The organism is Acinetobacter sp. TUM15071, assembly GCF_008980925.1.
Classification (GTDB): domain Bacteria; phylum Pseudomonadota; class Gammaproteobacteria; order Pseudomonadales; family Moraxellaceae; genus Acinetobacter; species Acinetobacter dispersus.
The window spans coordinates 1-12,160 of record NZ_BKGB01000024.1; the positions used below are offsets into that span (position 1 = coordinate 1).

Sequence of the window (12,160 nt, forward strand, 5' to 3'; positions counted from 1 at the left end):
CTTCCCGAACTCAGAAGTGAAACCTCTTAGCGCTGATGGTAGTGTGGCACTTGCCATGTGAGAGTAAGTCATCGCCAGCTTTTAAATATCAAACACCCCCAACCTAACGGCTGGGGGTGTTTTTTATTGGGTGGAAGAAAATAGGTCGTGGGAAATAGATTAAAATAAAGAAAATCTTCTACAAATCTTAATTTATGACTAATGTATATATTATTGGCTCTGGTAAATTAGCGAATGAATTACTCAAAGGACTGGATTTTAATCAAGAATATAAAGTCTTCGCTTGGGCTGATCGAAATAATAATGAAGCTGAGATAGCGATTGTCGTACATGCTGGTTCTGGCAGAGAGCTAAATGAGGCAGTTTCTTATTGTAAACAAACAGGTTCTACGCTTATTGAGCTATCAACGGATATTGATTACAAGCAAGATTATTTGAATATCCCAGTAGTTTTATGCCCAAATACCAATATATTAATGCTTAAATTTATGAAAATGATTGAAAAAAGTGGGCGAAATTTCAGCCAATATCAAATAAGTATCATTGAATCTCATCAAGCCAATAAAACATCTGTACCTGGAACAGCGGTGGCGATGGCCAAGTCACTCAGTATGCAGGATGATGCAATCGAATCCGTACGTGATGTGAAAAGACAGCAATTTGAGCTTGGGATTCCTGAACAAAATCTAGCTCGACATGCATATCATCGTATTCAAATATCAGATGATAAATCGTGTTCAATTGTTTTGGAAACAAAGGTTTTAGGTGATTCACCATATGTAGATGGGGTGAAAGACATTATTTGTGCTGTAGGGAGCAATCACTTAGAAAAACGGTTATATGATGTCATGGAGCTCATTGATAATCATTGGATTTAGATAAGGTCTGAAGAGATCATTTGAGCAATACGACAGTACAAGACGTTCATAAATGAATGAAGGTATTTTTCGAACTTAAAATCTAGCATGCTATAACAAATCGTTTTGCCAATGTTTTATGCAAGAAAGACCTTATATTCGAGCTGTGAAGTTTAAATCTCCTGAGTCCTTGGATTGGGCCAGTTATCCTTATGTCGTTCCTGCTGTTAATGATTTAGAAAGTATCGAGTTCCATCCAGAAGTCACTTTTTTTGTTGGTGAGAATGGTTCAGGGAAATCGACTATTCTTGAAGCTTTAGCACTTGCTTTGGGTTTTTCAGAAGAAGGTGGAACACGGAATGTGCAATTAAATACGGCAACAACGGCTTCTGATTTGCATCAGGCGATTCGAACAATAAAAAGCTATAAGAAGCCTCAAGATTACTACTTTTTGCGTGCCGAGAGCTTCTATAACGTTGCAACCTATATGAAACAAGTAAACTATTTGGTGGAGTATGGGGGCGATATACATTTGCGCTCGCATGGAGAGGCTTTCTTAAAACTATTAACAATTAAATTAAAAGGGAAAGGTTTATATCTATTGGATGAGCCAGAAGCAGCCTTGTCTCCAACAATGTTGATGACAACTTTATCGGTTTTGGATCGCTTATGTCGGGAGCAATCTCAATTTATTATTGCCACCCATTCTCCCATTTTATTGGCTTATCCAAATGCCAAAATTTATCAGTTTTCGGATTCAGGGATTAAAGAAATATCTTATGAAGAAACAGAGCATTTTCGGGTAACAAAGGATTTTTTAAATAATTATCAAAAGAGAATCCAGCAGTTGTTAGAGAAAGAATAGATAAAAAGAAGCCCCATCATCCTGACGGGGCTTCTTCATATTCAGTTTATGTCGTTGATATCCTATTAACGACCACGTCCTGTGTGTTTTATTATTCTCAATGAGACTTCCTGTCTCTCTATGATTCATATATTAGCGACTAAGTCGAAAGTGGAACAGACGTAAATTGACCTGATCAATGTACGCTTAGGCGTACAACTAAGCGATATGATACTTCTGTAGTTTGCTAATCAGCGCTGCTAATCCTTTCACTTCAAACTCATTAGCTTCAAAGTTGTCGTCTTTATTACGTTTAAAGATGTCGCGAATTTCAATCACAGCATTTGGATCAACTAGACCTAAGCTTGAGGTTACTTGGCGAATTTGACTGATTGAACGTGAGCCATTGGTTGAACCATAGCCGATAAAGGCTGCAGGTTTGCCTTGCCATTCTTTACCCACATAATCCAAGGCATTCTTCAGTGCTGGACTATAGCCATGGTTATATTCAGGGCTAATGAAGATAAACGCCTGTGCCTGCGCAATTTTATCCGCCCATTGCTGTTGTTTCGGCTGATCATAGATGCCTGTCGCAGGTGGATGAGAACCTGCAAATAGCGGTAAGTCCCATTCCTTAAGATCAACAACTTCGGTTTGAATATCTTTTAATGCGAGTTCAGTTGTCGCTTGTTGTACCCAATTTGCGACTTTGATCGCTGTACGACCTTCCCGAACACTACCAACAATAATATAAATCAGCATGTTTAAATTCCTGTGTTATTGCTTTGATTTTAAAAATGAATGCCTTTAAATGATCTTATACTTTTTTTAGGCGATAAAAAAAGCTCTCATTTGAGAGCTTTTTTGTTACATCAATTTGATGCCTTGCTGGCCTGCTGGGGTGACTTTGAAGATTTCCACTTCAAAAGTAATATTTTTGCCTGCCAGTGGATGATTAAAATCGATTTCTGTGGTGTCATCATTGACTGATTTTACAACGCCAAACAGTGTAGCTTTGGCCTTGTCTTCAAACTCAATCATATGACCCACGATTGGGCGTTGTTCAAATTTAACCGTATCAAAGATTTGGATATTTTCGGCATTCCAAGGTCCAAAAGCATCTTCAGGTGGTAAATGTACAGTACGACGGTCGCCTGCACGTAAACCAAATAAAGCCTTTTCAAACCCTGGTAACAGGTTGCCATCACCAATCACAAGGCTGACAGGCTCTTCACGACCACGGGTATTGTCGATTTCAACACCATTTTCAACCGATACAGAAAAATGTAAGTCGACTTTTGAGCCTTCTTGAATACGGATTTCTTCGTTTGGTTGGATAATTTCGTTCATCTTATGCATCCGCATTTTGGTTGCGTTTCTTCTCTAAGAAGAAAGTATCAATCAGCAGCAAAATCGTGCCTAGGGTAATTGAGCTATCTGCAAGGTTGAAGGCTGGGAAATGGCTGTTTTGATAATAAACATGAATAAAGTCGACCACATAGCCTAAGCTGACACGGTCAATCAGATTGCCAATTGCTCCACCAAGAATCAATGCAATTGCCATCGGTAATACAATCATTTTCTTAGGCATGCGCATCAGCCAGAAAACAAAAATCACCGAAACAAAACCTGCTAATGAGGTAAAGAAGTAGCGTTGCCAGCCACCTGCATCCGACAAAAAGCTGAATGCTGCACCATAGTTATGCAACAGCGTCCAATTTAAAAAGGGCAGTACAGGAACAGGATCTGCATAATTTAAATGTGAACTGGCAATCCATTTGGTCCATTGGTCCAGCACAATGGCAAGGACTGAAAGTCCAAGCCAAAGCAGGTTATGCGGATAAAATTGGAATAAGCCTTTTTTTGCTGGGCTAGTTTGCACAGAATTATGCATATTTTCTCACTTCGCCACTGCCAGTGACATTGATAATACAACGAGCGCATAAACCAGTATGACCAACGTGTGTATTTACATCAGGCAATACATGCCAGCAACGTACACACTTTTCACCATCTGCCGCCGAAACTTGCACACGCAGACCTTGGAGGTCTGTACTTTCGCCTTGTTCAGCATAAGGGTGAACGATGACTTGAGAGGTAATCAAGACAAAACGTAATTCATCAGCCAATTGGTTTAACAATGTTTGTAATGCTTCATCTGCCCAAAGTTCAACTTTAGCAGATAGATTACTACCGATGAGTTTAGCGTTACGTGCTGCTTCAATCTGTTTATTTACTGCTGATTTTACGCTAATCAATGTTTGCCAATCTGCTTCAGACAGTAAGTTTGCTGTTGATGCAGTTGGGATGTCATACCATTCAGCGGTAAACACATATTTACCCGTTTGTTCAGGAATGAGTGGCCAAGCTTCTTGTGCCGTGAAGCTCAAGATTGGCGACATCCAGCGAACAAAGGCCTGTACGATATGATATAGCGCAGTTTGTGCCGAACGACGTGCCTGTGAATCCGCTTTGGTGGTGTACTGACGATCTTTGATGATGTCGAGGTAGAAACCACCCAAGTCATTAATACAGAAGCTTGTTAGTGCATTAGTGACGATATGGAAGTTCATCTCTTCATAGGCTTGCTGAATGGTTTTTTGAACCTCAGCAGCGCGTTGCAAGATGTACTGGTCCAATGCAATCAACTGGTCGACTGGTAACGCATCTGTTGATGGTTTGAAGCCATTCAAGTTTGCCAACAAGAAACGTAAGGTATTACGAATACGACGATAACCATCTGACGCGCGGCTAAAGATTTCTTTACCAGCTGTCATTTCGTAACGGTAGTCAGCAGATGCGATCCAGAAACGTAAGCCATCAGCGCCCATATCTTTGATAATGTCTTGTGGGGTAATGATGTTGCCTAATGATTTAGACATCTTACGACCTTTCTCATCAACCACAAAACCGTGGGTGAGTAGACCTTTATATGGTGCGCGTTCATTGATCGCGATCGAGGTTAACAACGACGATTGGAACCAGCCACGGTGTTGATCTGAACCCTCAAGATATAAGTCTGCTGGATCTTGTAGATCATCACGTTCACGCAGCACAGCGTAGTGTGTAGTTCCTGAGTCAAACCAAACGTCTAAGGTATCGCGTACCGCATTATATTGTTCTGCATCAGCACCGATGAACTCACTCGCTTCACGGTTATACCAACCATCGATACCTTCTTGTTCGATCAGTTTAGCCACTTCTTCGATCAATTCAGGCGTACGTGGGTGCAATGCATTGGTATCTTTGTGCACGAAAAATGGGATTGGCACACCCCAAGTACGTTGACGTGAGATACACCAATCTGGACGACCTTCAATCATCGACTGAATACGGCTTTGTCCCCAATCAGGCACAAATTCGATATCATTTTCAATTGCATTTAATGCATTTTGGCGCAGGCCATTGGCATCCATGCTGATGAACCATTGTGGTGTCGCACGGAAGATAATTGGAGTTTTATGGCGCCAGCAGTGCGGATAGCTATGTTTAATTGGCTGATGGGCCCATAGACGACCGACTGTACCCAATGCTTCAATGATTTGAGGGTTGGCTTTATAGATATGTTCCCCTGCAAAAATAGGTGATGTTGGTAAATAAACACCATTACCACCCACTGGGTTTTCAACTTTTAATTGATACAACAAACCGACTTTATAATCGTCTACACCATGGCCTGGTGCAGTATGAACGGCACCTGTACCGCTAGTTGCAATCACGTGCTCGCCTAAAATGACAGGGACTTGACGATCTGCCAACAGCGGATGTTGTAAAAGAAGGTTCTCAATTGCAGCACCTTTGAAATCAGCGAGTACAACTGGGTTTTCCAGTTTGTAACGTTCGATCGCTGACTCAACCAAGTCTTTCGCCAAAATAAAGTTTTGCGTACCGCGGTCAGTGGTCACTTGAACCAATTGATAGTCGATATCAGCATGTAGCGCGACTGCTTGGTTGGCAGGCAAGGTCCATGGTGTGGTGGTCCAAATGACGATATCCGTGGCATCTTGAACATCAACATTCAAACGTGCGCTGAGCTCTTTAAGATCAACAACCGTGAAGCCAACATCAATGGCATCTGATTTTTTATCTTCGTATTCAACTTCGGCTTCAGCCAATGACGAACCACAGTCCATACACCAGTTCACAGGTTTTAAACCTGGTTCGATATGACCTGCTTTGGCAATCGCACCCAAGGCACGCACGATGTCAGCTTCTTGCTTGAAGTTCATGGTGAGGTATGGATTGTCCCAATCACCAAACACGCCCATACGCACAAAGTCTTTCTTCTGTAGTTCGACTTGCGTATACGCATATTCACGGCAAGCCTTACGGAAAGTTGAGGCATCAACTTTAACGCCCACTTTACCGACTTTTTCTTCGACTTTAAGCTCAATTGGTAGGCCGTGACAGTCCCAACCCGGCACATACGGTGCATCGAAGCCATCTAAAACGCGGCTTTTAATAATGATGTCTTTTAACACTTTATTGACTGCATGGCCTAAATGGATTTGACCATTGGCATATGGAGGGCCGTCATGCAGTACATATTTTTTCTTGCCAATACGCGCTTCACGAATCTGCTGATAAATGTTGTCGGCATACCACTCTTCTAACCATTTGGCTTCACGCACAGCCAAGTTTGCCTTCATGGCAAATTCAGTCGCTGGCAAATTGAGTGTGGCTTTATAATCCACTGCATTTTCAGGAGTTTGCTTATCGCTCATGCAAGTTTTCTTCCAGTTTGATCAGTTTGTAAACTGACATGTATTACTTTAGGGTCTGTTAACACTTCAGCCATGCCTTGCGTTATTGGCTAAAACCACACAAACAAGGCATGAAACGTAGGCAATGGCGATCCCCTTGTCAAGTTTCATAACGATGTTTGGGGCAGTTTTAGCTATAACCCTTCAGGACAGGGATATTTTTTGCCGCTACTGCGTTATAACTTGGCTCATTTAGAATGACTAAATTTCGCAAGTCATGCCTTGTATCGTCTAAAAAACTCCTCTATCGCAAGCATTATGAAGTGTAAACAAACCCTACTAATTAAATTTAAAAAGGAAATTCAGCTGTGTTAGTACGATAGTCTCGTAACTTTTGCACATCATCATCAATTCCGGCTTTGAGGGCTTCAAGCGAAGGGTAATTCAGTTCACCATGCAAATAGTGAAGAAAGGTTACCCGCATCAATAAGCCATACAGATTAGCAGAAACATCAGGGAAATGTACCTCTAATCGCCATTCTGGCTGGTCTTGTTTGATGGCGGGGCGTGTCCCCACATGACCTGCACCAAACAAACTGTCAGCTTGATAGCCTGCAATCCCGTTTAGGGCTGGATTTGCATGTTGTACTTTCGCTGTAAGTGAAGCATTTTCACAGACCACATCCACCGCATAAATCCCGTTTAAACAGGGTTTATGACGGTTTAAACGCACATTAATCGTTGGAAAATCAAGGGTACGACCAATCTGATCGCCATATTGCACTCGGCCTGTGATGCTATAAGGACGGCCCAATAGTTTTGCCGCTAATGCCAGATCACCCTGTTGAAGGACCTGACGAATACGGGTTGAACTGACACGTTCATTATTTAAAGCCACAGTATTTAAATTGGTGACATCAAAACCGTAGTCACGTAAGAATTCACTGTTGCCTTGGCGGTCTTTGCCAAAATGAAAATCATCGCCTAGCACCAAGCTTTGTGCATTGAGTTTTAATTTGAGTAGGTCGGCAAATTCAGTGGCATTTAAACTTCTAAAATATTGGTCAAATTTCGCAACTGCAATGTAGTCCACACCGAGCTCAGTTAAATATTCTACTTTTTCTCTGAGCGAGCTGATTCGTGGCGGTGCATCATAACCTTTAAAAAATTCAAGTGGTTGTGGCTCAAAAATCATCACCAATGTTTTTAAGCCTTGCGCTTCAGCCAACGTTTTGAGTTGAGCAATCATCGCTTGATGGCCGAGATGGACACCATCAAAATTGCCAATCGTTACCGCAGTTGGGGGTAACTGAAAATCTGGCGATAATGCGTTGAGACGAAGCAACTTCATGGGCGTTAAATACAGTGATTTTGCAAAGGCTATATATTGCCATATTCTCAGCGTTTCGTCTTGTTGTTGTGTTTTTACACAGGAAATTTTCAATATTTAGAAGTTTTATATCAATTAAATTGATTCATTAAATAAAAATAAATCAATTTTTCTTATTTAGGGGTTCTATTAAAATAGCTTCATAGTCGCTTGATATCGAGATAGAGATGAAAAAGCCGTTTTATCAGCTAGAGCAGAGCACCGATGTGATTCGCCATTTTACCCCGAACTGGTTTACTGCAACCATGGGAACGGGTGTGGTGGCGATGATTTTAGCACAGCTGCCTTTCGCTTCATCTGTCTTATTTATGCTTGCGACCAAATTATGGCAATTTAATATTTTATTATTTAGCACCTTTAGCGTGCTGTATATCTTACGCTGGATTTTATTTCCAACTGAAGCCAAGCAGATTTTTACTCACCCCAACATGAGCTTATTCCTCGGTGCGATTCCGATGGGTTTAGCGACGATTGCCAATGGTTTTCTCAGTTTCGGTACCCATTTATATGGCGATATTGCCGTTCAGATTGCCACTTACCTTTGGTATATCGATGTGGTTCTTGCAGTAGTGATTGCGTGGGTGGTGCCATTTTGTATGTTTAGCTGCCAAGATCATCAATTACATCGTATGACTGCGGTATGGTTACTCCCAATTGTGGCCTGTGAAGTCGCTGCCAGCTCTGCGGGGCTGCTATTACAACACATAGCCTGTGATCAACATGCATTAACCATCTTGATCACAGGCTATGTGTTGTGGGGTATTTCTGTACTACCTGCTTTTGCGATCTTAACCATTTTGATGTTGCGTTTGGCCTTGCATCAATTGCCAGAGAAAGAAGTCGCAATTTCTAGCTGGTTATGTTTAGGGCCGATTGGAACAGGTGCATTAGCGTTATTATTACTGGGTGAGCAAGCGCCACGGATTATGCAGGCGATGGGCTTTGAAGGCTTAGCGACATTACTTCCAGCCTTGGGCATTGTGGCCAGTTTGGTGTTATTAGGTTTTGGTTTATGGTGGTTTGGGATTGCGATCTTGACCACACTGCGCCATATGCGTACTGGTATTCCATTTAACTTAGGTTGGTGGGGACTGACTTTCCCATTCGGTGTCTTTATCTTGGCAATCTTTAATTTAGCGCATCAATTACATATCGATTTCTTACAGTATGCGGCTGTGGTTTTAAGTGTGTTATTGGTTGGTCTATGGGCATTGGTAATGAAGAAAACACTGGCAGGGGCGTATAGCGGTCAATTATTTTTCTCTCCCTGTTTGGTCGCCTTACAGCAGAAGATGCAATAATATCAAGGTGTGCCGAAGCACACCTTTTTTGTGTCTCTATTTTGATTTGAACGAGTCTTTTTTATGAATGCTGATATTGCTCTGATTATGGCTTTGCCGAATGAATCTAAAGGTTTATTTGAGCAAGCAGGTATTGACGTTCATTACAGTGGCATCGGCAAAATTAATGCGGCATTCAAGGCATTTGAGGTGATTCAAAAGACGGGCTGTAAAACCCTCATAAATTTAGGGAGTGCAGGCAGTTCGCACTTTGATGCACACAGTTTGGTTGAGGTGATTACTTTCGTACAACGTGATATGGACGTGTCTCCTTTAGGTTTTGCAGTTGGGGTCACCCCGATGGATGATGAAATTCCAGCAGAGATCCATACTCAGCCACATTTTGAGCTTTTACCTAAAGGGATCTGTGGAACGGGTGATTCTTTTGAAACAGGGATTCCTAAAGTCAGTTGTAACCTCGTCGATATGGAAGCCTATGCCTTGGCTAAAGTGTGCCAAAAGTTAGGTGTGCGTTTGATTTCAGTCAAATATATTACAGATGGTGCCAATGATACTGCGCATCTGGACTGGGAGGAGAACTTGTTGCTTGGTGCACAAAAATTATTGGCGCTGTATCAAGCACATTTTTAAATGTAAATATCTAACGTTGTAGTATGTATGGGTAGACTTTTGTGTGTTGGTAGATTGTTGAAATAAAATAATTATTTTTTATTTAATTCGAGTGGTGGCAATTATATTAAATGAAAGGGTTTTCACTTTCCCATGGCTCATACTTAAAAATAATTTGACCATTTTCAACACAAATGATCCATGTATAAAAATACTCTTCACCAAGTCCACGACATTCAAAATTAGAACTAGGAAATAGCTTTATTATTTTTTCTATTAGCTCAAAACAATAAATAGGATCAACATTAAGACTATCTTTACCATTAGCAAATGCTGTGGCTAAATTGCTATAGACCTCTTCATGAATTCCATCATTTTTCAATATTTCCAAAATTTTTTGCTTTTCTGACGAAAGGTCCAACTCATCAAAGTCAGTATGTCTAATTTGTAATTCTGTGAAAAAACTCATTATTTTTAAATCTCCTATTATCAAGTGGAATTACTATACATTATAAAATTTATCTAAAATTAACATAATATACCTTATACAAGATGCTTGAGATTTTTAAATTTAGTATCAATATCTTAGCGAATACCGTTTTGTGTTCTGCGCACTAGAACGGTTTTTTCGTGATTCTTCATGTTTCATATAGGTTTATTGGTCATTGTTCCATTATTTTGTTTAGATCAACTTAATAAAATTCTCACGCATTTAATCGAAAAAAGCGACTCACAAAGTCGCTTTTTAAGTGTACGCCAATCGCTAAAACTCAGGCTTTTATAAGAAAACTTAACGAGGTAACACGCCGTATAGCATCACATGGATAGTATGTTCGATGGTACGTTGATACATGCTACGGTTACGTAAGGTTTTACCTGTGACCATTTCCATTTGCGTCGAAAAATCAGCATAATTTTGCGTGATCGCCCAAATGTTGAGAATCAATAGTTCTGGATCGACCTCTGCCGACAATTTTCCTTGTTCTTGCCAAGTTTGAATCACCTTGGTTTTACGCTTAAATAGCTTTTTCAAAGGGCCTTTTAAGATTGGCAAAATATGCGGCGCACCTTGAATAATTTCGAGAGCAAATAAACGTGACGCTTTCGGTTGATCACGTGAGCTTTCAATTTTTTGAATCAAATAGTGAGTAAGTGCTTCAGTTGGCTCAAGCTCAGACTCTAAGGTTTGTAAGGGTGCAAGCCACTTTTGCAATACAGTGGTGAGCACTTCGACATAAAGCGATTCTTTATTTTCATAGTAATAGAAAATATTCGATTTATGCATATTTGCGAGCTGTGCAATCTCATCGAGGCTGGCACCACTAAACCCATAGACGGAAAAAACATCTAGGGCAGCATTCAGCAGTTGATTGCGCTTTTGTGTACTTTTCTTCTGTTCCATCTGCGAGCTTGATTCAAAAAATGTCATTGACATTGTAAGATAAATTGTCGGATTTGTGCACAATTGCGCAATTTTTTTATCGAAAAAAATATACTTTTTAGGCCAATGCTAACGATGTATTTGATAATTATTGAAATCTAAAAAAATGCATACATATTTTGTAAATAATTTTTTTCTGATCAGGGAAAAAGAGCGCTAATTTTTTATTATTTTGGTCACATTTTAGTGCAAATGAATGCGGCTTTAGGTGGCTAAAACCGCATCGAGGACTTGTTGCTCGAGTTGAGCGAATGCAATACTTTTTTTACGTGGTCGTGGTAGATTGACCTGAAAACTATGGGCGATATGCCCTTGATCTAAAAGAATAATCCGATCGGCAAGTTGAACCGCTTCACTGACATCATGCGTAACTAAGATGGCGGTAAACCCTTGTTCTTTCCAAAGGCGTTCAATCAGGTTCTGCATTTCCAAGCGAGTCAGTGCATCTAAGGCGCCGAGTGGTTCATCTAGCAGCAAAATACGGGGTGTATGGGAAAGCGCTCGTGCAAGCGCAGCGCGTTGGCGTTGCCCACCTGAGAGCTGAGCTGGCCATTGCGTCGCCTTGTCTTTTAGCCCGACTTTTTCTAGCAATGCTTCTGCAAGCTGATGCTGATTTTTAGGCAAACCCAATTGTACGTTTTGTATTATGCTTTTCCATGGTAACAGGCGTGGATCTTGGAACATTACACGAATATCGTGGTTGATAATGCCTTCACGGAAATTGCGAGCGGATTGGAACTTGATTTCGCCATAACTGGCTTTTTCGAGTTGGGCAATCAAACGCAGCAGGGTGCTTTTACCACAGCCGCTACGGCCAACGATGGCAACAAACTCACCCGCTTGAATATTCAGATCAAGGTCTTCAAGGACTTTGACCTCGCCATAAAATTTATACAGTTGCTCAATCAGAATATGAGCACCATTGTCTGGCGAGGTTATGGTTTCTGGTTCAGTAACGGGCTGAATCAGGTTGTTATCGTAGAAATTTAAATTTAAGTTACTCATCTTTATGTCC

12 protein-coding genes are annotated in these 12,160 nt (G+C 40.9%); 4 read left to right on the plus strand and 8 right to left on the minus strand.

The window, feature by feature from the left end:
* The first annotated feature begins 194 nt into the window (after positions 1-194).
* Together GBI66_RS17565 and GBI66_RS17570 are read left to right on the plus strand one after the other, a co-directional pair.
* Entirely contained in the window at positions 195-878 is a 684-nt protein-coding gene (locus GBI66_RS17565; protein WP_151716974.1) for a dihydrodipicolinate reductase C-terminal domain-containing protein, read from the plus strand.
* A 118-nt stretch (positions 879-996) separates the two neighbouring features.
* Positions 997-1,722 carry an AAA family ATPase gene (locus GBI66_RS17570; RefSeq protein ID WP_151716975.1) on the plus strand — a complete coding sequence of 242 codons (726 nt, stop codon included), beginning with the start codon at positions 997-999 and terminating at the stop codon, positions 1,720-1,722.
* Between the two features lie 198 nt (positions 1,723-1,920).
* Here the strand turns inward: GBI66_RS17570 and GBI66_RS17575 are convergent, their stop codons facing one another.
* The 5 genes from GBI66_RS17575 to ribF all read right to left on the minus strand — a co-directional run bounded on the left by GBI66_RS17575 (position 1,921) and on the right by ribF (position 7,755).
* Positions 1,921-2,463 carry an NADPH-dependent FMN reductase gene (locus tag GBI66_RS17575; RefSeq protein ID WP_151716976.1) on the minus strand — a complete coding sequence of 181 codons (543 nt, stop codon included), beginning with the start codon at positions 2,461-2,463 and terminating at the stop codon, positions 1,921-1,923.
* 105 nt (positions 2,464-2,568) lie between these two features.
* Complete coding sequence (locus GBI66_RS17580) at positions 2,569-3,051, minus strand: peptidylprolyl isomerase (RefSeq protein WP_005154218.1); 483 nt, start codon at positions 3,049-3,051, stop codon at positions 2,569-2,571.
* Between the two features lies 1 nt (position 3,052).
* Positions 3,053-3,583 (minus strand): signal peptidase II, encoded by a 531-nt coding sequence (gene lspA, locus GBI66_RS17585; protein WP_171494338.1) that lies wholly within the window; start codon positions 3,581-3,583, stop codon positions 3,053-3,055.
* Between the two features lie 4 nt (positions 3,584-3,587).
* Positions 3,588-6,425, minus strand: coding sequence for an isoleucine--tRNA ligase (gene ileS, locus GBI66_RS17590; protein WP_151716978.1), 2,838 nt, complete (start codon positions 6,423-6,425; stop codon positions 3,588-3,590).
* Between the two features lie 328 nt (positions 6,426-6,753).
* Complete coding sequence (gene ribF, locus GBI66_RS17595) at positions 6,754-7,755, minus strand: riboflavin biosynthesis protein RibF (protein WP_151716979.1); 1,002 nt, start codon at positions 7,753-7,755, stop codon at positions 6,754-6,756.
* A 206-nt stretch (positions 7,756-7,961) separates the two neighbouring features.
* Between ribF and GBI66_RS17600 the strand changes: the two genes are divergently transcribed.
* Positions 7,962-9,095 (plus strand): TDT family transporter, encoded by a 1,134-nt coding sequence (locus GBI66_RS17600; RefSeq protein ID WP_151716980.1) that lies wholly within the window; start codon positions 7,962-7,964, stop codon positions 9,093-9,095.
* 63 nt (positions 9,096-9,158) lie between these two features.
* Positions 9,159-9,725, plus strand: a complete 567-nt coding sequence (locus GBI66_RS17605) for a hypothetical protein (protein ID WP_005218986.1) — start codon at positions 9,159-9,161, stop codon at positions 9,723-9,725.
* 106 nt (positions 9,726-9,831) lie between these two features.
* Here GBI66_RS17605 and GBI66_RS17610 read toward each other — a convergent pair whose 3' ends face one another.
* From GBI66_RS17610 to GBI66_RS17620, 3 genes are all read right to left on the minus strand, one after another.
* Complete coding sequence (locus tag GBI66_RS17610) at positions 9,832-10,173, minus strand: hypothetical protein (protein WP_151716981.1); 342 nt, start codon at positions 10,171-10,173, stop codon at positions 9,832-9,834.
* Positions 10,174-10,494: 321 nt separating this feature from the next.
* The gene (locus GBI66_RS17615) at positions 10,495-11,106 is read right to left on the minus strand and encodes a TetR/AcrR family transcriptional regulator (RefSeq protein ID WP_005154234.1); all 612 of its coding nucleotides are present in this window, start codon (positions 11,104-11,106) and stop codon (positions 10,495-10,497) included.
* A gap of 243 nt (positions 11,107-11,349) precedes the next feature.
* The gene (locus GBI66_RS17620) at positions 11,350-12,150 is read right to left on the minus strand and encodes an ABC transporter ATP-binding protein (protein WP_151716982.1); all 801 of its coding nucleotides are present in this window, start codon (positions 12,148-12,150) and stop codon (positions 11,350-11,352) included.
* Positions 12,151-12,160 lie beyond the last annotated feature (10 nt).